Genomic DNA, 25648 nt, shown 5'->3' on the forward strand with positions numbered 1-25648 from the left:
GTCTTTACAGAGAGAGTCTTGGCTGTGGCCCTCTTTGAGCTGGGACATAGCTATTCCTCCAGCTTCGAGGCAAACCTGGTGGCAATTGCAAGCTTCTTTCCGGGCACTTTGAAGCCATAGATACGATATATTGAGAGGATCGAGACGCCAAATTGTCCAGCAGACCAGGCGCTCAGGCGCTATAGGTGGGATCAACTTCTAGGTGGTGATGATTGAACGCAGTTTGCGTGTTCCAGTTCGCTTGTTTTTGCTTGTTAAAAGTACAAAGTGGCCAGGGGTAGGGTGGCCAGAGGGGAAGACTTTGTAACTGTTAGCGCTCGAGGAATACTGCTGTGGCCATCCCGCCAGCAGTACAGACCCCAATAACCGCCTTGTGTGCGTCTCTGCGCTTGAGCTCCATCAGTGAAGAACCCAGGTAACGAATGCCGGACATTCCATAGGGGTGCCCGAGGGCAATGGCGCCCCCATTAACATTAGTAATATCCCAAGGCGTGTCCAGTTCCGCTTGGTTATAGAGGGTGGTAACCGCAAAGGCTTCGTGTAACTCCCAAAGGTCTATCTCTCCCATAGAAAGCCCTTGATGCTTCATTAAGCGCTTGATGGCTGGCGCCACGGCGATACTCATTTCATCGGGGGCCACCGCTGCAAGCTGCATACCGCGAAATAGCCCCAGGATGGGCAGGTTTCTTTTGGCGGCCAGCTCGGCATCCATCATGACGACGGCCGCAGCGCCATCAGAGAGCTGTGAAGCGTTGCCCGCAGTTACCGTGCCGCCATCATTCACTGGCTCTAAAGCCGATAACCCTTCCAGGGTGGTACCGGGGCGTGGGCCTTCATCTTCTTTCAGCAACACTGTCTTTTCTGAGATCTGCCCAGTCTCTTTATCTTTTATCGACATGACTGTCTCAAAAGGAACGATTTCTTCGGCAAATTTGCCTGCTCTGTGCGCTTCCGCCACGCGTTTTTGCGACTCCACCACATAGGCATCCTGTGCCTGCCGGCTGATCGAAAAGGTGTCAGCGACGAAATCCGCTGTTTGGATCATGGTCCACCAAACAGCGGGGATTTGTTGTTGCAGGGGCTCATAGACAAAGTGATTTAGGTTCAGGTTGAACTGCACGAGACTAATACTTTCTACGCCACCGGCAACGCCGACCTGCATTTCCCCGCTGGCGATCCGATTCGCTACGATCGATGCGGCATTGAGACCCGAGCCGCAGTAGCGGTTAATCGTCATACCGGGCACTTTGACGCCACAACCTGCAAATAGGGCGGCGTTGCGAGCGATATTGTGGCCGGTTGCCCCCTCAGGTAACCCACAGCCCAGTACAACGTCTTCCACTTCCTCGGGATCCAAAGTAGCTCTGTGCAGCGCTTCCTTGATGACATGCGCGGCCATGGGGATACCGTGGGTTTGGTTTAAGGCACCGCGCCTTGCTTTGGCGATTGCGGTTCTACAGTAGGCAACAACGGCAACGTCTCGCATGGGGTATGCCCTGAGTTTTGAGGCTTTTGTAAACAGTAGAACAGCTGATATTGCTTTGTACTGGAAGCATTATCTGGAGGGTTAGGGGGGTTAAAGATAGTTTATTGACCTGCCACTTCCCTGGTATCTACTATCCTGCCAAACTGTCAGATGTGACTAATGTAGCGTATATCGACTTTTTTCGGTTAAACCTTCATCAAAATTTAATACTTCGTAGAATAAACCGACTTCTTTGTTGGTACGCATTTCTATAAAATGCGCGCCAATTCACATTATTCGAATTCTAAATAACAAACAGGAAGTTGGGGTTTATGACTGTTTCTCGCCGTACATTTGTGCAAGCCATGGGGCTTGCGCTGCTTACACCATTTACCGTTCGCTCATTAGCGGCTAGCAATAGCGAAACCTATGCGCGCTTTAATCTGAGTGGCAGCCCCTCGGGCTACGATATCGATCAGGATGGGTTGATCTTCGATTTGTCTGTGGCCTCCGGTGATCCCAGCCAAACTGGTGTGGTGCTCTGGACCCATATCAACCCCGCTGCCTTTGTACCTGGCCAAATCCTGTATGTGGATGTGGCTTTGGACGATTCATTTACCCAGCCGGTGTTGAGTGCTGAGATCAATGCTGAGGATATTAGTGCGGATCGCGACTACACCGTAAATATCGACCTGGAAGGCTATCTGTCTCCCAATCAGCGCTACTACTACCGCTTTAAATACGGCGCACTGTGCAGCCGCACGGGGCGCTGCCATACCCTGCCAACTGGTGGGCTGGAAAGTATCAAAATGGCGGTGGTGACCTGTCAGGATTACACCACGGGTTATTACAACGCCTACAGCCATTTGGCGGATGAAGATGTGCATTGCGTATTGCACTTGGGAGACTTCATCTATGAGTACGCGCAGTACGAAGGTTTTGAGGATGCGATTGTTCACCCAATGAGCCTGCCTTCCGGCGGTAATGTGGCCATGGATCTCGAAGACTATCGCCATATTTACCGGGAATACCGCAAGGATAAAAACCTGCAGCGGGCGATGGAAATGCATTCCTTTATTATCACCTGGGATGACCACGAAACTGCGGATAACGCCTACTGGGATTACGATCGCGATACCCTGGGTGTGCCATCCCATCCCTACCAAACTGGGGCTAACAACCCCGAGCAATTGCGCCAGCTGCGCCGCGATGCGCAACAGGCCTGGATTGAGTATGTGCCGGCTCGTGTAAAAGTGGATGAGGCGGCCAGCCACGCCTTCGACTACCTGCAAATTTACCGCTCTTTCCAATTCGGCGATTTGGTCGACTTATATATGACCGATAGCCGAACCTATCGGACCAAAGAGCCCTGCAAAGACGGTAGTGCCTGGGAAAACTACTGGTGCACCGATTACGAAGAGAAATCCCAAACCATGCTGGGGAAAACCCAACGGGATTGGCTGATTAATGGCTTGGTCAACTCCAATGCCCGCTGGAAAGTTTGGGGTAACCAGACCCTGCTTGCCCAGTTAGCAGGCACCGCACTGGGGCGTCCTCTGGTATTCGCTAACTACGATGCCTGGGATGGCTATCAATGGGAGCGTGAGAAAATTCTCTCCAGTGTGAAAGACAACAGTGTCGATAATTTTGTTGTGCTGACCGGGGATCTGCACACCAGTATTGCCTCTTACCTGAAAGTGAACTTCAACAAGATCAGCAACTGGGACTATGACAACTTGGTAGGCATTGAGCTGATGACCCCTTCGATCTCGTCACCGAACCTGAATGACACGGTAGAGAGAGGGGTCGATGTGGGTAGCGTATTCACTTCATTGCTTAATGGAGGCGTGCAGGTTAACAATCCGCATATCAAGGATTTTGTCAGCAATATCTATGGTTATGCGGTGATTGAGTTCAACCACAGCGAGCTGAATTGGACTGTCTATGACATCGATAAAAAGTCAGACAACCCATCCACCAATAAAAAGACCTACAAAACGTTTAACTACGAACCCGAAGGTATGTGGCTGACGGAGAAATAGCCAAACCAATAACCATCTTTAATAGCGCCACCCAGTGACTCACCTCAGTGACTGTGGTGGCGCTTTCCCGCGCCTGTTGTATCAACGCCTACCTTTCTAGATTTGGGTCAGCCCCTAAGGCCTATAGAAGCTATCCGTGTTGCTATCTGTCTCTGGGTAACCTATACCCTCGTGACAGATCGAGCGGGTTCCGATGTCGATGCTCACCGTGAATACCACCAGGAGCCATTGATGTTACAGAAAGCGTACCCCTACTACCTGGCCAATGAAGCCATCTATGCCAATACCGAGCTGGATGTAACCGATAAGTACTCCGGCCAGGTGGCAACACAGGTTGCCATGGCAGATGCCAAGGTGATCGATAGCGCGATAGATTGGGCCTTGCTGGCAGAAAAACCCATGGCTGCGTTTCCGCCCTACAAACGTCAGCAAGTCTTGGATCACTGTGTACAGCGCTTTCAGACTCGCTTTGAAGAGTTGGCCGTGGCCCTGTGTATTGAGGCAGGTAAACCGATCCACGATGCCCGTGGGGAGGTCTCCCGTTTGATTGATACCTTTCGTGTGGCCGCAGAAGAGGCGGTGCGTATCGATGGGGAGATTATCAATCTGGAAATCTCCAAGCGCAGCGCGGGCTATCGGGGATTTGTTAAACGGGTTCCCGTAGGGGCCTGCTCTTTTATTTCACCGTTTAATTTCCCATTGAATCTTGCGGCCCATAAAGTGGCTCCAGCCATTGCTGCCGGCTGCCCCTTTGTGCTCAAACCCGCGAGTAGAACCCCGATCGGTGCCCTGATTATCGCAGAGGTACTGGCGGAAACCGATCTGCCCAAGGGGGCCTTCTCGGTGCTGCCCTGTCACCGCGAAGGCGCGGACCTATTTACTGTGGATGATCGCTTTAAGCTACTCAGTTTTACCGGCTCCCCTGCGGTAGGCTGGGACTTGAAGGCCAGGGCAGGGCGCAAGAAGGTTATTCTGGAATTGGGGGGCAATGCTGCCTGTGTGATTGATCGGGATACCGATCTGGAAGATGCGGTAGAACGCCTGATCTTTGGCGCTTTTTATCAGTCGGGTCAGAGCTGTATCGGTGTGCAGAGGATCTATGGGCATTCCAGTCTATATGAGGACCTGAAAGTGCGTTTGCTGGAGCGCACCAAGAAGCTTAAGAAAGGTGATCCTAAAAATGAACATACGTTTATTGGTCCGATGATTTCAGAGGGGGAAGCGACAAGGTTACATAACTGGATTAAAGAAGGGGTTGAACAGGGAGGCAGCCTTCTCTGCGGTGGTAACCGCGATGGCGCCATGCTCGAACCCACGTTATTAGAGAATGTCCCCAGTGATTGCAATGTAGTGCAGCAGGAAGCTTTTGGGCCTGTAGCAATACTGGAACCCTTTGATGATTTCGATGAGGTGCTGAAAAAGGTCAATGACAGCGCATTTGGTTTGCAGGCCGGGATTTTCACCCGTGATTTGTACAGAGCCCAAAAAGCCTGGGACACCCTGGAGGTGGGTGGTGTGGTAATAGGGGATGTGCCCAGTTGGCGGGTAGACAATATGCCCTACGGTGGTGTGAAGGATTCGGGCCTGGGCCGAGAGGGGGTGCGCTGGGCGATCAAGGATATGACCGAAGAGCGGTTGATGGTGGTGCGCTCACTGCCTGCCTAGCTCGAGATTTGTAGGGGCTCAACAAACATGCCGGCTCGATCAGTGGCTCTTAAAGCGTATATGGCGGGATTGCCCCTCCCATCTAGATGCGTACTTAATAAGCAGCTGGTGAATGACTTTAGGTCAAAATACAGCATGCGACATGCGAAGAGGGCTTCCACAGAAGAGCTGCCGAAGTTGAGTACCGTTGAAATGATATCCACCTGTGAGCGCCCTCCTGAAGCCAAGAATCGTGCAACTCCCGGTCACTTGGTTGTAGGTCATGTTAAGTACATTTTTCTGTATCTAAATTTAAATTTTCATTCTGCTACGATTTTTGAAGATGTGTTAATTGAGGTCGTGTCAGGATAAACAGCAACGAGTTCTTTTTTATGTCAACAACGATAAATCCAATGAGAAATGGTGGAATATGTTTGAAGTATGGGTGTGTAGCAATGATCTTGGCGATTAGTTCTTTTCCATCTGCTCTAGCTAAAGAAAAAGTTACGCTCAATGATTTTTATCGGCCGTTTGATCTATCTGATATTAATCAAAATAATATGCAAACTTGGCCATATTACAGATATACATCCATGCACTGGGATGACTATGGCATCTTTGGCACGGTGCATATAATGGGTGCTGATAAACCATCCAATCTGGAGGTTGTTGAAGAGCCCTTTAATATAAGTCTGGAAATCCACAAGGGCTGGCCTTTCGTTGAGTCGCTAAATGCCACTCAAACAAAAGGTTTTCTGGTTATGAAAGATAATAAAATTATCGGGGAGTTTTATGATAATGGACTTGATCACAATCAAACTCAGCTTTTGCAATCCGCTTCCAAAACTTACGCAGGAATCATTATCTCAAAGCTGATTGATAAAGGTAAGATAGATCCTAATTTGTCGATTGGAGATTATCTCTCTGATTTTGCTGGTTCAAAAATTGGAAAAGCCAAGGTGCAAGAGGTGCTTGATATGACCTCGGGCTTATTACCCGCGACAGATTATCATGTGCCAGGAGGTGAAGCCTATTTATTTGAGGTTGAGCAAGGCTTAAAGCCGGGTAAACCAACTGGACATCGCAATGCCATCAAGAATGCTAAAGTCCAGAATGAATCGGGCAAAGTATATACATATAATGATAAAAACACCGATCTATTAGCCATACTTGCAGAAGAAGTTTCAGGGCACCCATTCAACAAGCTTCTTTCGGATCTCTTTAATGATTTTGGGGCAAATAGTTCTGGCTCCATTGCCTTGACCGTTGATGGTACCGCTAGCCCTTCCTATGGTATCAGTACTACCCTACGCGACTATGCACTTTTTCATCAGTGGATTGCTCAGGGCAAGGCTCCAAAGAGCTTCTATGATTCAGTAAAAAATCTTGATAAGGATCTTCTTGCTAAATCTGAAAGTGGCAAGGCACTTGCCACTGCGTTGGGTACTCCTGTGGCATATGGGTCTCAAGCCTGGTACTTGCCTGAATACAACGTTATCTACACAGCTGGTTCCTATGGGCAATATGGGTTTAGTGATCTCAATAGCGGTTTGTCAGTGGTCTTTATGCAGGATTGGGAAGACAATGCTGTACCCAAGAAACTAGTTGAAACCGTGGAGCGTGCAAAATTCATTATTAATAAACTTGGTAAACAAAAAGGTTCATAGTGCAAGATCAGTGTTGTAGAAATTCTTTACATGTTAGTTAATGTTGGTCTTGGGGAGATTGACTGGGTTCCTATTGGAGAAATCAGGCTTTGAACGGTTTGTTTATGATGAAGCCTACCTGGAGTCTAAAGGTTGTAACTCTGGCTCTAAGAACAGTGACGCCCAGCCTTCGAAGCGTGGGGGTGTTTCTGGGCGGGGCACTGCCACAAGTAATGAAAAACATCCATGATATGATTGTTATCGGTGCCGATCCTATCGGCATTACCGCTGCGGTTCAACTCTTATCCCGAGGTCTACAGCCATTGGTGCTGAAAAAAGACACAACCATCGGAAGCGCCATGCTGAAGAATGCCTTTCATTTCTACTTATCAAAGATTATTGGCATAGTTGGAAAGTTAGTGCTCATTGTTAAACACTAACTTTCCAACGAGGTAACTACTTATCTAGACTTCTTTTTTCTTAAATCGATGTATCTCACTGCGAAAAAAGGCTCTAATTGAGGTTGCCCCTCTACCCAGTAGTTTTTCTGTATGGTCAGAAAGCTCAATAGTATGGCCCCATTCGCGAGTTACTGGCCAAAGTTGTGCTAAGGCATCAATATCGCTCTCGGGAATTCCAGAATTGAGTAACCCCAGCCTTGCAGTTTTATCGCTGATGGGCATGTATTTAATTTCTCTGTCTAACTCCTCAGATAAGATCTGTGCTATATCGCTATAAGTTAATTTTTCCGGGCCAGTGAGAATATATTTCTTTCCTTTATGTAAATTTGGTTCCATTAATATTTTTGTTGCCACATCGGCAATGTCTTGATGATCGACTGTCACAACGGTTGCGCCCGGTTCGCAGCCAAAAGGCGCACTAATAGTACTTAAGTTGGCAACTTCATCGGCCGAAGCGAAGAAATTGCTGTTAAAACTGGCGGGTTGTAGTATCGTCCAGTTTAAAGTGGATTGAATAAGGTAGTCTTCTGCCTCTCCTAACCATCTTGCTATATCTATAGGCGAACTTGCATCGGCCCCTAAACCGGAGAGTTGCACTATATGTTTGACACCGGCTTGCTCAGCTACACGGATAAAAGCGGCATGTTTCTTGGCGAATGAGGATTCGAACGCGGTAACCAAAAAGGCTGATTCAATACCATTCAGAGCCTCTAATAGAGAGTGTTCATCTTCATAGTCCCCCTTTACGTAGCTGATATTCTTAGTCCTTATTGGCGCTTTCGAAATATCACGTAACATAGCTCTAACAGGCATATTGGTGTTGGCGAGATTCTCAAGAATGGCTTTGCCGTTGTTTCCAGTTCCGCCGGTAATCAGAATTTTTTCCATGGCTGTGTCCAAAATACAAATAATAAATTGATGCTTAAGCGCTTTGCTCGGATAAAGATGGGTAGTCCACATATCCCCGTGCATCACCGGAAAAAAATGAAGACATATCTTCTTCGTTATAGGGCCCATTACTTGCCAGGCGCGCTACTAGGTCAGGATTTGATATAAAGAGGCGTCCAAATGAAATGTAATCGGCAGAGCCATCGGCAATAGCGTTGTTTGCAGATTCCGAGTCATACATACCATTGGCAACGTAGCAACCTTTGTAAGCATCACGCAGCTGGGTATGGTCAATGGATGGTTGCTCATTTCTATCCCATGCCCGTTCCATCATCTGTAAGTAAGCCAGGTTATATCTACTGAGTTGACTGACAATATATAAGTAGGTTTCTTGAGCGCGGCTGTCTGTCAAGCTAATCTCTGGTGATAGCTTGATACCGACTCTGTCAGACCCCCAGACTTCACACAGTGCCGATAGAACTTCAAAGGTGAAGCGAGCTCTGTTTTCTATACTCCCTCCGTAAGCATCGGTGCGCTGATTACTACTGTCATGTAGAAATTGAGCCGGCAGGTAAGGCCCTGCAGCGTGGAGCTCGACTCCATCAAAACCGGCTTTGAGAGCATTCTTAGCCGCCTGTTTGTAATCCGCGATAATGCCTTGAATCTCATTGTGAGTTAGGGCTCTGGGCATTGCGTAAGGTTTCTTTCCTTCATAAGTATGTGCTACGCCTTCTGCAGCGATTGCTGAGGGTGCTACGGGAGCCTGGCCTCCGATAAGATCGGGGTGCACTTCTCGGCCCATATGCCAAAGTTGGATGAAAATCTTCCCGCCACGGCGATGTACAGCATCGGTAACCTTTTGCCAGCCTTTGATTTGTTCTTGCGTAAAAATACCTGGGGTATCTACCCATCCGAGCCCTTGGGCTGAAATCGCTGTGGCTTCAGAGATGATCATCGCTGCACCGGCTCGTTGGGCGTAATACTTGGCATTGATGTCTGTAGGTACGCCATCCCTTCCAACTCGAGCACGTGTCAACGCAGCCATGATGACACGGTTGTCAGTTTCTATTGATCCGAGATTTCCTGATGAAAAAAGACTCAGATTTAGATGATTCTTAGCCATATCGCTTAACTCTGCTTGTGTTGATAGGGCGTAGGATAATTATGTATACGATAGATAGATAATGGTATATTTGTATCAACATGATTAATCATTTGGATCAGGTTTTGTTATGACCCAGGAACAACTCAAGATGTTTATCGCTGTAGTTGAACAGGGCAGTTTTCGAGGTGCGGCAAAGACCATTTTCAAAACCCAGCCGACAATCAGTAATGCAATTAAGAAGTTGGAAGAAGAGTTTGGCTTTCCCTTATTCCATAGGGATAGCTATCGTCCAAGTCTTACAAAGCAGGGGGAGGCTTTTTATAAGCAGTCTAAGCGCGTTATTCAGAGCCTTGAACAGCTCTCTGTAATGGGACACCAGCTTGGAGCGGGAATAGAGCCAAAATTCACCGTGGTTATCAGTGGTATTGTTGAGCTATCTCCTTTATTAAAACAGATCAAACCCATAGTGTTGTCTTTTCCCAATACAGATTTCAGTATTAGTACTGAACTATTATCGGGCGTTATGGAACGTGTCGATAATAATGAAGCTGATCTAGCATTCGCTACTTTATACGGTGTTGAGAGTAAACATGAATGGAAGAAAATAGGGGAGGTTGAGCTTGTGAATGTTGTGGCGCCTGAGGTCTTCCCAGGGGAAAGTGTCTCACAGTTGGAAGCTGCACAGTTACCGCAAATTGTTGTGAGGGATACCGGCCACTCGGGAAACAAAGGAAATATTAGCTTGCTAGAAGTTGGGCGCAGGTGGCTTGTTAATGATTACCATACAAAAAAAGAATTGACTCTAGCTGGGCTTGGTTGGGGGAGAATTCCCAGGCATTTTATAGAGGATGAGCTGAAGAAGAGCTTACTCGTCCCAATCAATGTCGAAGGCATCAAAGCATTTAGTAGTTTTGATTTATGTATTATCCGCAATAGAGAACGTGCTCTGGGACCAATCGCTAGTAGGTTTTGGAACTTCTTTTAGATTAAGTAGCGAGATTCTGAAAGTGTAAATACTTTTTATATTTGGGGGTTCTCAAATTATAAGGATTTCTGCATTTCTTTTAATTTTATCAAATGGCTATGTAAAATTGCAGGCTTACATAAGTTTTTCTTCTATCCGCTGTGTTTAAAATTTTTACAGTCAGTTGACTATAGAAATTCTCGCGTATAGTAAATGATCGGAAAACTGAACTTGACCTGGCAGAGCAACTTCTAAAAAAACCGGTTACTGTCAGATCAAGTTCGAACGACTAAATATTAAGTTAAATTTCCCTAATAATCCCACCAATAATGTTTATAGGCCGGGATTAATATTGTATAGCTAGTGATGTTTACCCTTACCTTCCATTTGGTAGTGGAGCGGAGTCATCGACAAGATGTTCTTGACGCAATTCTTGCCATAGAGCATCAGGGATATTAGTTTCCATAGCCTCAACATCTTCTTTGATCCTACTAGGTTTGCTCGCACCTGGTATCACCGCAGCAATGGCTGGATTAGCCAGTACAAATTGCAAACCAATAGCCTTAGTGCTAACTCCGTACTTATCGCCAATCGCTTTGAATTTGGAAACTTTTTGCAGTATCGAGTCTGATGCCGGCGCGTACTCAAAATTTGGTCCTCCGACTAGCGCCCCGGAGCTATAGGGGCCTCCAGCTACGATGCCGAGGTCGCGTTCTATTATCTGAGGTATTACTCTCTGGAGAGCTCGAGAGTGATCCAGCAAGCTGTAGCGGCCAGCGAGTAAAAAGCCATCGGGGCGAGGTTCCTCAAGATCAAGAAGTATTTCAATCGGCTCCACTCTATTTACCCCCAGGCCCCAAGCTTGAATTACGCCTTCATCACGCAGTTTATCGAGAGCCCTGAAAGCACCTTTCCGCGCGCTTTCAAAAATACCAAGCCATTCGTCACCATAGAAATCCTGTGCAACATCGTGAACCCATGCAATTTCAATACGATCGGTCTTTAACCGCTTGAGGCTGCCTTCTATCGAGCGCATTGTTGCATCGTATGAGTAGTCATTAACAACCTTATTGGGGCGGCCATGCTTGAATATCTCACGCTTATCTTGAATATCTCGGCTCGCTACATCTTCAACTTCATCCAAAATTAAGCGGCCAACTTTGGTGCTGATAACATAGTCTTCGCGTGGGAAGCTAGACAACGCTTCACCCATACGAATTTCTGCAAGACCGGCTCCATAGAATGGCGCATTGTCAAAATACCTGATACCGCTATTCCAGGCCGCCTGTACCGTTGCTAAGGCTTCAGCATCCGGAATCTCGCGGAACATATTGCCAAGAGGTGCTGTGCCAAATCCGAGCTTACTGGGCAATAGATTTTTCAGCTTCACTTGCTTCTCCCATCAATGAAATTCTTAACTTAAGAGGTTTTGACTATGTGGTCGGGCGGTTAAAAATGCCTGACTAGCCAGTTACGTCCCGTTACCAATGTACTTAGCATAAAAACTGCAGCTGATTACTATGGCGATATGGCCTGTTTGTAGTAGCCGACGGTAGTGGGTCGATGGAGTCAGTGTGGGGTAATAGCTTTTGATGAAAAAGCCGCATATAGGCAATATACTATTGATTTAAGGTCAACAATGCAGGTTACCCTTCAAGAGCTCCAGGTATTTACCACTGTGGTAGATACCTCTTCGATCACTTCGGCTGCCGAACGGTTAGAGCAGACTGTCTCCGGGGTTAGCCGTGCATTAGCCCGTTTGGAGAATAAACTGCAAACTACATTGCTACAGCGCACTACCAGGCGTCTGGAATTAACGGAGGAGGGACAAGCTTTCCTCAAATATGCACGGGATATTCTCATCTCAGTGGAAGAGGCCGAGGAGCAGATGGCGGCCCGCAAAAAGCACCCCTCAGGTCTTCTGCGTATAGACGCCGCCACACCATTTATGCTGCATGTAATAGCACCTATGGTAAATAGCTTCCGAACTAAATACCCTCAGATAGAGCTTGAGCTAAACAGTAATGAGGGGATAACCGATTTGATAGAGAAGCGCACTGATGTGGCCATTCGTATCGGTAAGCTCCAAGACTCAACCCTATATGCCCGGCCAATAGGTTCTAGCAGAGTTCGAATTCTAGCCAGTCCTGGCTACTTACAACAACATGGTACCCCGGAGGATGTGGAGCAACTCGCCCAACACACCTTGCTTGGTTTCACAAAGCCTGAATCACTCAACAAATGGCCGTTGTATGAGCAGAGTGGGGACATACTGCACATTAAGCCAACGATTACTTCATCTAGTGGCGAGACTTTACGGCAACTAGCACTATCAGATGCAGGAATCGTATGTTTATCAGACTTTATGACCCAGAGAGATCGCCAAGCTGGGCGATTGGTGCAGCTATTCTCTAGTAAAACCTTAGACATGAAACAATCTATTAATGCGGTGTATTACCGTAACACCGCACTTTCATCACGTATTACCAGCTTTATCAATCACATTCTTGAGGAGCTGGGTGATCAACCATTCGATGAGGTTTAACTACATGCACACCTTTATGCAACAGCGAATCTTAGAGAGTGACTGACTAAGTTAATTTTCTGCCTGAAGGATTGACAAGGCTAATTAAAAACCGAAGCTCAGAATTCCACTATAGTCGGCTTGATAATTTTGCTGGCTATGTATTACGAGATGGGTTTGTCCACGGCGATCTGTTTGATATATACCCGCACCACACCGACTACAAAATCCATATTCTTTTACTGGTCCAGATTTAAAAGAATAGGTATTAAGCTGTTTTTTGGCATCTTCAATGAGCGCTGGATTGGAAGTCTCAACAAAACTTATTGCCCCAGCTACCTTAGGGGAAACTGAGCTATTGAAAAGTTTGTAATGAATAGCCCCACAGTGACAAGTTAAGTGATTCATGGGTTAATTTCCAGAGTGGATTAGTATGGGTTTAAAGTTTACTATTTGGCCGATCTTAATAAAGATCATCAGCGGAAAGTCATAATTAGCTTTAAGGAAATAGTCGGTGCGGCGGGAATATGATAAGTACCACTTAATCAGTGTCTTTTGTGCGGTAGTGGATCATGGCTCTCTAAGCAAAGCCGGTAGCCATTTGGGCTTGTCAGCGCCAACTGTGAGCAAGACATTGGCTCAATTGGAGCAGGTGCTGGGCCAGGTACTATTGATCCGAACAACCAGATCGGTCTCGGTAACCGATGCAGGCAGGCTTGTTTACCAGCAAGGGCAGCAGATAATCAATGCCTTTACTGACCTGGAAGATCGGGTTGCTGAAATTGGGGCCTTGGACCGGGGCAAATTGCGCTTAACCTTCCCTGAAACATTGGGTGAAAATGTCTTTAGCCAGATATGTATTGACTTTCAAGAAACCTTTCCAGACTTTAATCTCGAACTTATCTTTACGCCACACCATTTGGATATGGTTGAGGATGATATCGATATTGCCATCCGTGTTTGGTCGGCAATACCAGATAGCCAGTTTTATGCGTTGCCACTTTTTCATATTCACCCCATTTTTGTGGCATCTCCTGAATATTTAAAAAAGAAAGGGCATCCAGACTCAATCGAAGAACTCGGAAAACATAATATTTTGTTGGCCAGGCTTAATGGTTTGAAAGATGGGTGGCTATTCAATGGCAAGTTCTATCAGTTTAAGGGTAATCTTGTTTCTAACAAGACCACTCATATTCGCGCTGCGGCAATAAATGGCAATGGTATTGCTATATTGCCTTCTTATTTCTGTCAGCCAGCCATTAAATGCGGTCAATTAATAGAGATATTTCCTAATTTAAAGCAAGAGGTTCAGGTAGTTGGCGCTCTGTATAAAGTTAGGCGTAATAGCTCCAAAAAAATAGATTTGTTTTTGAATTTTCTAGAGAGGCGTTTGCGAAAGTCAGACTTTGATTTGTTAGTTTCAGCGGAGTCCGAGTAGCTCGGCAGCGTGGAATTCGATTGAAAAACTGAATGTCAGGATAATGTTAGATTACTTACCTGGTAATAAGACATTCATCGTGTGAGCAATTGAGTGTGTTCGCTCTTCCCCAAATAAGCAGGTTACGAGTGCAAGTGCGAACTCTATCGCGGTTCCTGGTGATTGGCTGGTCACTAAGTTCCGGTCAACAACCACTCGTTGATCGCTGACTTCCCTTACATATTGACTAAGCTCACTACGAAAAGCTTTGTAGCAAGTTGCTTTAAAATTGGTAATTAACTGATGTCGGCCAAGTACGATTACTGGGGCGGTACAAATTGCCCCTAACCAACGGCTGGATTCGATTTGTGCGCGGATAAGCTCCATTAGAGGTTCCGAGTTATGCATACACTCGGCACCTTCCTTACCTCCTGGCAGAGCTATTAAATTCCAAGTGGTATTTAAACACTCCTCTATACGATAAGGCGCTTCGATAACAAGATTTCGTAGGGTAGTGATGCGATTACTCGGCATAATAGAAGCTAGTGTTAGCTCCGCATCCGTCCGACTTAAAATGTCGTAGATAGCAATGGCCTCGATATCTTCAACGCCATCTGCAAGGGGGATCAGTATTTTGGACATGGACACAGCTCCAAAAAGGCTAGGACTTAAGTATTTATAGGCTTTCTAACCTAACGCCACACCTTAAAGCTAATCCCCAGCTCAGGGAGTTAGGTCCATACGGACCTAACTCATTAGTCCTTAAAGCTTAGCCTCGTATACGGCGTACCCGGAATTTACGCCCTTTCAGTTTCCCATTTTCGATCTTTTTCAGTGCTTGGGATGCCACATTGCGTTTAACAGCAATATAGGCAGTTTGATCCAGTACGTTGATCTTGCCTACATCTTTACCGTTGATGGGGCGATCGCCGCCGGTCAATGCACCCAGAATATCGCCGGGGCGGACTTTCTGTTTCTTGCCGCCATCAATTTGCAGGGTGGCCATGGGTGCTTGAAACGGAGGTTCGCTTAAGATATCGGCAGGCGGTGGAGCATCGGGATCGGATAGCGGGTCCTGGGTTAGATCCATTCGCAGTAGTTTGTGGCCTTCCTTCTCGGAAAACAGGGAGTAGGCGCAACCGCGTTCACCGGCGCGGCCAGTCCGTCCGATGCGATGGGTGTGTACTTCCGGATCTTTGGCGATATGAAAGTTAATCACTGCATCCAGTTTGTCGATATCCAGGCCGCGCGCCGCCACATCGGTGGCCACCAGAATCGAGGCGCTGCCATTGGCGAAGCGGATCAGGGTTTCGTTACGCTGGCGTTGCTCCATATCCCCATGCAGGGCGAGCACGTTGAATCCCACCTGCTTTAGGTCACTGGCGACGTCATCGGTCTCGCGTTTGGTGTTACAGAAAATCAGGGTATTGACTGGCCTGTCATTGAGTAAAATGCGGCGGGTCATCTCCAGGCGATCATCGAAACTCTCAGTTTTGTAAAATCGTTGTTCGATCACATCCTCACTGTGCGCGGACTCAATGCGTACCATCACCGGCTTTTGCATAACTCGTGCACTGAGCCGCTCGATTTGATCCGGGTAAGTCGCGCTGAACAGTAACGACTGTCGCCGAGCTGGCACTTGCGCCAGAATGGTATCAATAACGTCCTGAAAGCCCATATCGAGCATCCGGTCGGCTTCGTCAAAGACGAGGGTGTCGACATGTTCGAGGGATAGGGTTCCCTTGCGCAGGTGCTCTTCGATACGCCCTGGTGTGCCAACAATAATGTGCGCCCCATGGGCGAGGGAGCCAATCTGTGGGCCAAACGGCATACCGCCACACAGGGTCAGAATCTTAATGTTGTGTATTGCCCTGGCCATTCGGCGCAGTTCCTGCGCAACCTGGTCGGCAAGTTCCCGTGTGGGGCACAGAATCAGCGATTGAATTCGAAATCGCTCAACACTGAGCCGCTGCAGCACCCCCAAACCGAAGGCTGCCGTTTTACCGGAGCCGGTTTTTGCCTGCGCAATCACATCTTTGCCGTCGAGTATGAGCGGAAGTGTCTTGGCCTGGACCTCGGTCATTGATGTGTAGTTGAGAGACGCCAGGTTTTTCAGCAGGGCTGGCTTCAAGGGGAGTTCGGAAAAGGGGGCAGTCAAGGTAAATCCTGGAGTCGTTGAATGTCAAATACGCGTATTACTCAACAAGCCAGGAAAGTGATTTTCACATTCTAGCTTTTGTCATTACAGCGCTGTTGCAATCTGGGCAATACAAATCTTGCCTGGCATTTTAACAGTTAACTCTGAGGAAACCTATTTGCCCGCTGTCGTTACAGCAATGCACAGCTGACAAATAGGTAATTTACGCTGATGAAAAATGATCAGTAGAAAATCGATGGGGCAATGGGCCAAGTTGAGCCAATGCCCCCGCTTTTCTAGCTTTCCTTATCTGTACGAGCCTTCCACTGATAAAACACTCCGGGCATAACCAACAGTACAAACAACAGTGTCGTGAGGGTGCCGCCGACCATGGGGGCGGCAATGCGTTTCATGACATCTGCGCCGGTGCCATCGGAAACCATGACTGGAATCAATGAAATCAACAAGGTGAGACTGGTCATTAACATTGGCCGTATACGGCCCGCTGCCGCTTGTGCGACTGCAGCGGTATTGTCTTGCTGCGGCTTATTGGTTCCAGCAGCCGATAAATAGTGCAGCATCAATAGCCCCATCTCTGCGGCAAGGCCGGCCATAGCGATCATGCCCACCCATACGGCGACGCTCAGTTTGTAGTCAAGCAGGTACAGCAACCAGAAGGCCCCGACCAGTGCCATCGGCATAGCGGTAAGTACAAACAGGGTGTCAGACAGCCGGCCGCGGTGTAGGTAAAGCAGGAAACAAACTGCTAGTAAGGTCAAGGGCACCAGCCATTGCAGGCGGGACTTGGCCCGCTCCAGATATTGATACTGGCCAGCCCAGGCGATGCGCTGACCGGGCACCAAATTGACTTGGTCGGCGACCACCTGTTTTGCACGGCTCACATAGTCGGCAACACCTACATCGCCTTTCAGGTCGACAAATACTAATCCCACTAACTGCCCGTCTTCATTGCGAATCATGGGCGGGCCAGTGCGGAAGTCCATATCAGCCAGTTGGTTGAGAGGCACCTGGGAACCGTCGGAAGCGGGAACCAGAATTTGCTCCAGCTGTTCCGGGGTATCCCGGTAGTCGCGGGCATAGCGCACCAGCACGTCGTAACGCTCGCGCCCCTCGACGGTCTGGGTTGCAGCCAAGCCACCGGCAGCCGCGGCAATCACATCTTCGATATCCTGCACATTTAAACCGTGGCGGGAGGCCCGTGCGCGATCGATATCAAAGTCCAAAAAGTAGCCACCGGTGAGGCGCTCGGCAAAGACACTGCGGGTTTCATCGGCGGTGCGCTGATCGCTGCGCAGGGCTTCCTCAATAGCTAATGCGGTTTGTTCGATTTCTTCCAGGTTATCGCCAAATACCTTGATACCCAGCTGGCTGCGAATACCGGTGGCGAGCATTTCGGTACGGGTTTGGATGGGCATCCACCAGATATTCGGCATACCGGGATACTGAAGTTTCTCATCCATCTCCGATAGCAGGTCATCCCAGGTCATGCCGGGCCGCCATGCATCCTTGGGCTTCAGGGTAATCACAGTCTCTACCATGGAGAGTGGTGCAGAGTCAGTCGCACTGTTTGAGCGACCAATTTTACCGAACACGTGCTCAACCTCGGGAAAGGTTTTTAGCTCTTCATCCATTTGCTGCAGTACTTTGCCCGCTTCGGTCACAGACATACCGGGTAGGGCAGTGGGCATATAGAGGATACTGCCCTCATTGAGTGGCGGCATAAATTCACCACTCAACTTACTGATGGGGTAGGCCACGGAAACCAAGGCGGTTACCGCGAGGGCCGCCACCATTTTGCGCTGGCGCACACAGAAGTGGATCACCGGTTGCAGTGTAAAAACTAGGGCGCGGGTGACCGGGTTTTCCTTGGTGCGGATCTTGCCACGCATCAACAGTACGGCGAGTGCCGGGATCAGGGTGATCGCCAGCAGTGCGGCAAAGGCCATGCTGTAGGTTTTGGTATAGGCGAGGGGTTTGAACAAACGGCCCTCGGTGGCTTCCAGTGCAAACACCGGCAGGAAGGAAACCGTAATAATAATCAGGGAGAAGAAGATACTCGGCCCCACTTCTTGCATTGCCCGAACAACCAACCTTCTTCGCTCAGCAGTAGACAATGCCTTATCGCCAGAGGCTGCCAGCTTTTTATGGATGTTATCCACCATCACAACGGCGGCATCCACCATGGCGCCAATGGCTACAGCAATCCCCCCCAATGACATAATATTGGCGGTCAATCCTTGTAGAGAAAGTGGAATAAAAGCCAACAATACAGCAATGGGGAGGGTGATCACCGCGACCAAAGCAGAGCGTGCGTGCAGCAGGAAAATGGCGATCACAGCGGCGACCACTAACATCTCTTCAATCAGGGTGTTTTTAAGGTTGTCGATCGCACTGTTAATCAGCTTTGAGCGATCATAAGTCACCACCAGCTCGACGCCTTCCGGCAAGCCAGCGCGAATCTGTTCGATGCGCTCTTTAACCCTTTCAATCACCTTTAGGGCGTTTTCACCGTAGCGCATTACCACAATACCGCCGACGGTTTGTCCCTCACCATCCAGCTCGGCAATGCCGCGCTGCATGGCCGGCCCCAAGGTAATATCGGCAACCTGATCCAGGGTTACGGGAATTTTTGCCGCGTTTACCCCAATGACTACTTCTTCCAGATCAGAAACATTGCGGATATAACCGCGGCCACGGACCATATGCTCGTGGCCGGCGATCTCCAGTACCCGCCCGCCGGTGTCGTTGTTACTGCGGCGAATGGCTTCGACCACTTTGCCCAGTGGAACATTAAACATCTGCAATCGATGGGGGTCGATCTGGACTTGATATTCCTTCTCATAACCACCGATAGACGCGACTTCGGCCACACCCTCCACAGAAGTGAGCCAATAGCGCAATTTAAAATCCTGTAGTGCGCGCAGTTCTTGCAGATCTTGCTTGCCGCTGCGATCCACCAACGCATACTGAAATACCCAGCCGACTCCGGTGGCGTCTGGCCCCAGAGTGGGCTGAACATCCTCGGGGAGTTGGTCTGACACCTGGTTGAGATATTCGAGCACCCGCGAACGGGCCCAATAAATATCGGTGCCGTCTTCAAAAATGGCGTAGACAAAACTGAGCCCAAAAAAGCTCTGGCCGCGGACATATTTGACTTTGGGCAACCCCAGCATGGCGGTAGACAGCGGATAGGTGATTTGGTCTTCCACCAGGTCTGGACTGCGGCCGGGCCAGTCTGTCATGACGATCACCTGGGCATCGGAGAGATCCGGGATAGCATCCAGGGGAACACTGATTAGGGCCCGGTATCCCGCCAGGGCGGCAATCGCCACAAGGATCAGCGTGATCCCCGGCTTGCCAGCGCAGGCCCCAATAATACGGGCGATCAGCCCTTTGGGTTCGGTATTTACCACTGCTGTACCCCCGATTTCAGGCGACTCTCTGCCGCGATCAGGAACACGCCAGAGGTGACGATTTTGTCACCTTCCTGCAGTCCGGAGCGAATCACAATGCGCTCACTATCCCCGTAACCGGTGCGTACCTGCACCGGCTCCAGGCGTCCCTGGCCCAGATCACGGAAAACGATGCGCTTCTTGCCGGAGATCAGCACAGAATCCCTGGGAACCACTAGCAGATTACCCAGTTTGGCACTCAACATAATGTCCGCGAACAGCCCGGGGCGAAGCTCGCCATCGGTATTGGGCAGGGTTACGCGCAGCCGCGCACTGCGGTTACTGTGATTGAGAAACGGGTCGATCTGCGTGAGGGTTGCCGGAATTTCCTCGTGGTAGACGTTGGTTAAACGCACCTTGGCCGGCATACCTTTTTCCAGCAGTGGCAGCTGGTCCTCATAGGCGTGGGCTTCTATCCAGACCTGGCTCAGATCGGCAATACGCAGCAGGTTGTCTCCCTTCTGAAAGGCCGAACCCGCGACAATATTCTTCTCAATAATCACGCCACTGGCCGGAGCGAATATCGGCACATAGTCTTGCGCTTTCTGTTGCTCTACCAGCCAATCGATTTGCTCCTCTGAGAGTCCCCAAAGCAGTAAGCGCCTGCGTGCGGCTTTTTCCAGGGAGTCGCCGCGGCGGCGCGCTTTCAGGTATTCATCCTGAACGGCCAGAAGCTCCGGGCTGTACACAGAAAACAGCACTTCACCGCGTTTAACTTCCTTGCCCTCAAAGTCGGCATCCAGGTCGCCAATCCAGCCATCGAAGCGCAGGCTGATATCCCGTAGGCGGGTCTCGTCGTAAGTCACCTGACCGTGCAGGTGAATGGGTAGGGCGAATGGCTGTCTTTCAACCGTGCCGGTTTTGATACCGATAGCCTGACGGCGACCACTTTCAACCACAATACTGCCGCTTTGCAGCTCATCATGACTGACCGGCTGTAAGTCCATACCGCAGATCGGGCAGGTGCCGGGCTGTGCAGCTCGGACAGACGGGTGCATCGCACAGGTGTAGTAAGCGGTATCGGAGGCCTCAGGTGCAGATTTCAAGCGCAAACCTTTGCGGTTGGTGCTCATATCAAAGGCCAGGTCCACGTGGCGATCGTGGCCGGTAGCCACATCTACCACCATGGGCCATGAGCCCACCATCGCGAGCTCTATCTCCCCCTGAAAAATACCTGGGCTGGTCTCGTTGATATCCGCCTGAGCGCGCATAGCTGGCATAGCACCCATCGCGGGCATTTCCGCTACTGCGCGAACTTCGGCACCGCTGACTGGACGGTTTTCTTTGTCCCTAACTTCGATGCGAATCTGGTTCTTACCAGCGCGGGGCTGCAGTGGATCTACGGTTACAGCAATCTGGAAGGGGCCGGCAGGAATAAACTCAATATGGTCGGTCACCGCTAATCCAGCTGTTTTCTTCCAATAGAAGGCAGCGCCCGTGGCCGCCAGTAAAAAAACGAAAGAAACCAGGCTCAGCGTTTTTGCGCGGCTCATAGCACACCTCCAAAGATAGAGGGGATCAGAATTTGGGTAACGAGCTCGGTGCTGTGTGGGGTGCCAAGTTGGAAATCAAAGGCACTGCCCATTTCTTTGCTGCTACGGGCAGCAACGGCTTGTAGGGAAATCAAAGGGTTCACTCCTAGAACAATCTTTCTGAAGCCCAACAGCAGCAATGACAAAAGTTGAATGATGCTGCGGGAAATTTCGCAAATCAGAGAGAGGGAGTGATCAAATACGCAGGCGTAGAGTGGCTAACCAAGTTCGATTGCCGAGGAAGGTGGAGGCTAGTTGGAAGGGTGTAACCGCCTTGAGCAGCGGTGGGGCTAATATTTGCGGCCACTGGTAAGTGGGCGGTGGTGCCAGCTGAGGAAGTTCAAGGCCAAGGAACGCAGCGGTTAAGGCGACTTCGTGATCATCCAGGGAGGTCTTGAGAGAAACCTGGGTGTCGTATTCACAGCAGTCGACTTCATCGGGCTCTGAGCTGGTAACCATGTGGTCACAACAGCACTCCGCGGCTGGCTCAGGGCTATCCATCATTTCGCAGGCAAGCACAGTTTGCACCTGGAACATCAGCAGGAGCAAGGCCGCCATAGCAATCAGTTTGGCGCGAAATGTGGAAGAGTAGTGTTTCATTACTAGTAAATCATACACCAGAGATCGGCCACCCGACAAAGATTGCCTTCACTGCGTGACTGGCTGGTGTTCTCAAGTTTCTCCAGGCAATGAAAATATAAACGAGGCTCAGCAATTTCCCATGAGCCCTATGGTGGGAATTCCGACATCCATTTTCTCTTCGAGGCAGGCTTCCAAGCGATAATTAAGCTGTGCCCCTCTGAATAATGGGCCAAGTCACATATAGCTATCGAAAGCGACCTAAGGTTCCCCAATGCCATTCCTTCCAAATGCCGCCTTATTGTTGATTTCTTTAATGAGCATCATCTTTACTACTTCGGCTGTCGCTAGCACTAATCAAGATGCCTTACAGATATTGCATGCTACGGCGAATGATCTCAATAAGAAAATTGATAGCGACTGGATACTGAGTAGGGAACGGAATTGGACAGCTTGGCTGCGAATGAAAGCAGTTCGCCAAGCGAGTTATGACGGTGAAGACTTGTCTTTCCTCCAAAAGCACGGCCTTGAAAAAAAGAGCCCGACTTGGTATGAGGTGAATTTAAAAGAACATCCTGAGTGGATGACCGCATACCGGTTGCTAATGCCGCTTTCCTCTTGGCGAGGACTGCCTGAACACCAGGCTAAACTTTATGAACTTGGCATGACGGTGGTTGAAGTCAATAGACTCACTGGCTATATCCTTGCCAATGATATTCAGGAAATAACCATCCAGGCAGCGTTGGATTTTTTACGGGAGGAGGAGTCCACTTACGTAAGTAGATTTCTTCAAGGAGGTGAAGACTTTTCCTTAATCTATTTAGAATTTGTGGATAAGTTTTACACGCTCTCACATGTATTGGAAACCGATTGGGCGATAGGCCTGTTTAACCTGTTCGATCGTGATGGTCAAGATATTTTATTGACTTACAGTTTGTCGAAAGTTAACTCCCGGATAGGTCTGGGGAAGGGTAGTTTTAGCCTGGATGAGAAGGTTGACATATTCATGGGGTATTTTCTCTCTGGAGGATTTCATGCATCAACGAAAGAGTCATTGCAGAGACACAAAGAGAGAAGGCGAGCCGATAGAACTCAAATTAATGTGGAATTTAACCCCCCGACCGATAAAGCCATCAATGAGTGTCGTTGCGCCCCAAAGCAATGTTCGTATACCAATCATTGAATATACTCATTAATAGCGATAACGCCTTGTGTCGCTTATGTGGTCAATTCTTGATTTTGAGTGGTAGTAGCAATGGCTGTAACAAGGATCTGTATTTGTCTTGTCGTACTTCTCATTTCATTGCCTCTTGCGGCAGAAGAAAACACCCCCGCCGCTGAATCCTACGGTCCCCTTACAAAAATGACCAACTTATGGCTCCGGGGTGAAATTAGCAAAAGGCAGATTCGGGAACTGGCGTTAAGAGGGCGCTATGTGAATAGTTCTGATAAAGATAACGCCCATGTATCTTTTTTTCTGGACGAGATGCAGATAGTTGCTCGTGGATCATCAGTGTCTGGGCGATCAGCCCAAATTAATATCCAGGTCAATGAATCTAAGTTTGATCTGGATTATGACCTTGTCTCAATGCACCTTTTAATTAACGGGCATGGCAGTGGGCTATCGAATGAGCAGAAGTTTCTTCTGATTGTAATGAGCTATCGATTGGCAGCTGAGGGGTGGAGTAAATCTTTGGGAATAGACCAAATGGAGAAGAGCCTGATTTATCGCACTCTCAATTATCTCTCTGAAATGCCGGCAGACTATAAGATGTGGGGGATGGCTAAGGAGATTAAATATCCTTTACATTAATAATAGAAGCGGACAATTTTTAAGTCTGTGGTGATAACCTAATCGTTATCTAAATTGCTATTGATGAGTTTGTGTTATCCAAGGTCTTATATGGACAGCAGAAGTGGCAACTTTTGTATTATGGTGACGCGCATTCGACAGATTTCAAATATATTTTCTAACCGATCTAAAAAAACTATTGGTCCAATAGTCCCAAAAAAATGTTAACCGGCTAATTTTTTAAGTTGGTACATCTGTCAATAAAAGAATAATACTTTTAAGTGGTTCAATCTTGTGTCAAACCTACACTGGCATTAATCTGCTCTATTTTTGCTTAAAAGGATTTGCATGTCAGCCCGGATTTCACAGTTAGATTTGTTGAGGGGAATTGCCATATTGGGCATTCCTTTTATGAATATGGTTAGTTTTTCCATGCCCATGGCTGCCTATTTGAACCCTAAAGCGTATCTGGCAGATGGGCCACTTAATGATCTGATTTTTATTTTCTTACATATATTTGCCGATCAAAAATTTATGGGACTTTTTGCCATGCTTTTTGGAGCGGGTATAGTCCTTCTTGCTGAGAAGCGTTTAAACCAGCAAAAATCTGCCGCTAAGATTCATTACAGCCGCAACTTTTGGCTACTGGTTATAGGCTTGCTCCATGCGATCTATATCTGGGAGGGCGACATACTGACAGTATATGCGCTAGTTGCTATGGTGCTTTATATATTCCGTGGACTGCGTGGAAGTTGGCTCATTACGCTAGGAACTTTGAGTTTAATAGGCGCTGTACTGGTTTCAAACCATACCGGTATTGTGTTATCCGGGCTCAGTGGGGAAGCTAAATATATAGTCTCAGATATCTTCGCACCTGATACAGCACAAATTCAAAGGGAGGTTGCGGCCTATACAGGTGGTTTCTGGGAGTTGGTCAATCACCGATTCGCAGCTGAAGATAGCGATGCAGATATGGAGGCGAATACTGTGATGCTATTTTTCAGTTTGTCGTTTATTTTGAAAATCGCCGCGATGATACTAATAGGTATGGGCCTCTATAAAGTTGGTATCTTACGTGGTGAGGCAAGCTCTGAGACCTATAAAAAGATGGCTGTTGTCGCAACACCCATTGGTTTGATCCTTACCGCATTGGGTTTGGTTTGGAACTACAGCAATGATTGGAGTATTAATCACTACTTCTTATATGGCGATGCATTTAATCTGGTTGGGGCTACCTTCACCAGTATTGGCTATGTTGGCTTGGCCTGTCTCTGGTATCAGAGTAATACACATCTGTGGATTAAGAATAAAATACAACAGGTTGGCCGAATGGCATTTACCAATTACCTCGCTCAGTCATTGATTGGTGTGTTTATATTTTATGGCTTTGGAATGGGGCTATATGGTGCGCTGACAAGAGTAGAAGTTGTTGGTGTTTGTATTGGTCTTGTCCTATTTCAGCTCGCTTATTCTGATTTGTGGCTGAAAGTTTTCCGTATGGGGCCTTTAGAGTGGTTTTGGCGGGCACTAACCTATCTGAAGCTTCCACCGATCTTTAGGGCGAAGTCGCTCCAGACTGCCGGTAGGGGAGCTTAATTAGTCTCATTTGAATAGTGAAAGGACACGTCAGCTAGGGCAGTGACAGGTGTTAAGGCTTAGAGAAGAAAAAGCAGCTCAAACTAATCAGATATCCAAATCGCAGAAGCAGAGAGCCGGCTACAATCAAAGATGTGCAACATCACGCAAATAGCGCCAGTTTTAACTACGGGTGCAAGCTGCTGGTGAGGCAAATCGGCCGGTGACTTAGCCTGCAAGAAAATCAAGCGTGTCCTTACAGCATTTCCTGGGCGAATAGCAGATCGCTGGCGGCCAGTATTTGATAGATGCAGTCGTGTTCATGTGGGCATTTTGGTATCTCTGTCTTTCAATCTCTTTTCTCACCAGCTATTGCGCAAATGGTGTGCGGGCGCATTGGAACG

The 25648-nt window shown here is 48.3% G+C and carries 20 protein-coding genes; 10 read left to right on the plus strand and 10 right to left on the minus strand.

Features of this window, described 5'->3' with window-relative positions:
* Window positions 1-310: 310 nt before the first annotated feature.
* Complete coding sequence (locus ACJJIV_RS20855) at window positions 311-1486, minus strand: thiolase family protein (RefSeq protein ID WP_444890220.1); 1176 nt, start codon at window positions 1484-1486, stop codon at window positions 311-313.
* Between the two features lie 311 nt (window positions 1487-1797).
* Here ACJJIV_RS20855 and ACJJIV_RS20860 point away from each other — a divergent pair, with 311 nt between their 5' ends.
* The 4 genes from ACJJIV_RS20860 to ACJJIV_RS20875 all read left to right on the plus strand — a co-directional run bounded on the left by ACJJIV_RS20860 (window position 1798) and on the right by ACJJIV_RS20875 (window position 7237).
* Window positions 1798-3507: an alkaline phosphatase D family protein gene (locus ACJJIV_RS20860; protein WP_444890221.1), complete on the plus strand. Its 1710-nt coding sequence runs from the start codon at window positions 1798-1800 to the stop codon at window positions 3505-3507.
* 171 nt (window positions 3508-3678) lie between these two features.
* Window positions 3679-5172, plus strand: a complete 1494-nt coding sequence (locus ACJJIV_RS20865; protein WP_444884765.1) for an aldehyde dehydrogenase family protein — start codon at window positions 3679-3681, stop codon at window positions 5170-5172.
* Between the two features lie 434 nt (window positions 5173-5606).
* On the plus strand, window positions 5607-6818 hold the full coding sequence (locus ACJJIV_RS20870; protein ID WP_444890222.1) for a serine hydrolase domain-containing protein: 1212 nt from the start codon (window positions 5607-5609) through the stop codon (window positions 6816-6818).
* Window positions 6819-6907: 89 nt separating this feature from the next.
* The gene (locus tag ACJJIV_RS20875) at window positions 6908-7237 is read left to right on the plus strand and encodes a hypothetical protein (RefSeq protein WP_444890223.1); all 330 of its coding nucleotides are present in this window, start codon (window positions 6908-6910) and stop codon (window positions 7235-7237) included.
* Between the two features lie 24 nt (window positions 7238-7261).
* On the opposite strand, the gene ACJJIV_RS20880 is transcribed toward ACJJIV_RS20875, so the two are convergent.
* The gene (locus tag ACJJIV_RS20880) at window positions 7262-8146 is read right to left on the minus strand and encodes an SDR family oxidoreductase (protein ID WP_444890224.1); all 885 of its coding nucleotides are present in this window, start codon (window positions 8144-8146) and stop codon (window positions 7262-7264) included.
* A 34-nt stretch (window positions 8147-8180) separates the two neighbouring features.
* On the minus strand, window positions 8181-9269 hold the full coding sequence (locus ACJJIV_RS20885) for an alkene reductase (protein WP_444890225.1): 1089 nt from the start codon (window positions 9267-9269) through the stop codon (window positions 8181-8183).
* A 109-nt stretch (window positions 9270-9378) separates the two neighbouring features.
* On the opposite strand from ACJJIV_RS20885, the gene ACJJIV_RS20890 reads away from it, so the two are divergent.
* Window positions 9379-10236, plus strand: a complete 858-nt coding sequence (locus ACJJIV_RS20890) for a LysR family transcriptional regulator (RefSeq protein ID WP_444890226.1) — start codon at window positions 9379-9381, stop codon at window positions 10234-10236.
* Between the two features lie 355 nt (window positions 10237-10591).
* Here ACJJIV_RS20890 and ACJJIV_RS20895 read toward each other — a convergent pair whose 3' ends face one another.
* A complete protein-coding gene (locus tag ACJJIV_RS20895) occupies window positions 10592-11605 on the minus strand; it encodes an aldo/keto reductase (RefSeq protein ID WP_444890227.1) in 1014 nt (337 codons plus the stop codon).
* A gap of 249 nt (window positions 11606-11854) precedes the next feature.
* Here ACJJIV_RS20895 and ACJJIV_RS20900 point away from each other — a divergent pair, with 249 nt between their 5' ends.
* Window positions 11855-12760: a LysR substrate-binding domain-containing protein gene (locus tag ACJJIV_RS20900; RefSeq protein ID WP_444890228.1), complete on the plus strand. Its 906-nt coding sequence runs from the start codon at window positions 11855-11857 to the stop codon at window positions 12758-12760.
* Window positions 12761-12844: 84 nt separating this feature from the next.
* Here the strand turns inward: ACJJIV_RS20900 and ACJJIV_RS20905 are convergent, their stop codons facing one another.
* Window positions 12845-13147, minus strand: coding sequence for a GFA family protein (locus ACJJIV_RS20905; RefSeq protein ID WP_444890229.1), 303 nt, complete (start codon window positions 13145-13147; stop codon window positions 12845-12847).
* Window positions 13148-13253: 106 nt separating this feature from the next.
* Here ACJJIV_RS20905 and ACJJIV_RS20910 point away from each other — a divergent pair, with 106 nt between their 5' ends.
* Window positions 13254-14177: a LysR family transcriptional regulator gene (locus tag ACJJIV_RS20910; RefSeq protein ID WP_444890230.1), complete on the plus strand. Its 924-nt coding sequence runs from the start codon at window positions 13254-13256 to the stop codon at window positions 14175-14177.
* A gap of 51 nt (window positions 14178-14228) precedes the next feature.
* Here the strand turns inward: ACJJIV_RS20910 and ACJJIV_RS20915 are convergent, their stop codons facing one another.
* The 5 genes from ACJJIV_RS20915 to ACJJIV_RS20935 form a co-directional block, all read right to left on the minus strand.
* A complete protein-coding gene (locus ACJJIV_RS20915) occupies window positions 14229-14798 on the minus strand; it encodes a DJ-1 family glyoxalase III (RefSeq protein WP_444886273.1) in 570 nt (189 codons plus the stop codon).
* Between the two features lie 127 nt (window positions 14799-14925).
* Complete coding sequence (dbpA, locus tag ACJJIV_RS20920) at window positions 14926-16314, minus strand: ATP-dependent RNA helicase DbpA (protein WP_444890231.1); 1389 nt, start codon at window positions 16312-16314, stop codon at window positions 14926-14928.
* 275 nt (window positions 16315-16589) lie between these two features.
* Entirely contained in the window at window positions 16590-19727 is a 3138-nt protein-coding gene (locus ACJJIV_RS20925; RefSeq protein ID WP_444890232.1) for an efflux RND transporter permease subunit, read from the minus strand.
* On the minus strand, window positions 19721-21259 hold the full coding sequence (locus ACJJIV_RS20930; protein WP_444890233.1) for an efflux RND transporter periplasmic adaptor subunit: 1539 nt from the start codon (window positions 21257-21259) through the stop codon (window positions 19721-19723). The genes ACJJIV_RS20925 and ACJJIV_RS20930 overlap by 7 nt, the downstream gene beginning before the upstream one ends.
* Before the next feature lie 234 nt (window positions 21260-21493).
* Window positions 21494-21898 carry a hypothetical protein gene (locus ACJJIV_RS20935; protein WP_444890234.1) on the minus strand — a complete coding sequence of 135 codons (405 nt, stop codon included), beginning with the start codon at window positions 21896-21898 and terminating at the stop codon, window positions 21494-21496.
* Between the two features lie 253 nt (window positions 21899-22151).
* Here ACJJIV_RS20935 and ACJJIV_RS20940 point away from each other — a divergent pair, with 253 nt between their 5' ends.
* From ACJJIV_RS20940 to ACJJIV_RS20950, 3 genes are all read left to right on the plus strand, one after another.
* Window positions 22152-23060, plus strand: a complete 909-nt coding sequence (locus ACJJIV_RS20940; protein WP_444890235.1) for a hypothetical protein — start codon at window positions 22152-22154, stop codon at window positions 23058-23060.
* Between the two features lie 72 nt (window positions 23061-23132).
* Entirely contained in the window at window positions 23133-23690 is a 558-nt protein-coding gene (locus tag ACJJIV_RS20945; RefSeq protein ID WP_444890236.1) for a hypothetical protein, read from the plus strand.
* A 327-nt stretch (window positions 23691-24017) separates the two neighbouring features.
* Window positions 24018-25265 (plus strand): DUF418 domain-containing protein, encoded by a 1248-nt coding sequence (locus ACJJIV_RS20950; protein ID WP_444890237.1) that lies wholly within the window; start codon window positions 24018-24020, stop codon window positions 25263-25265.
* Window positions 25266-25648: the final 383 nt, after the last annotated feature.

This window comes from Microbulbifer mixtoriginis (SeqCode), assembly GCF_052466765.1.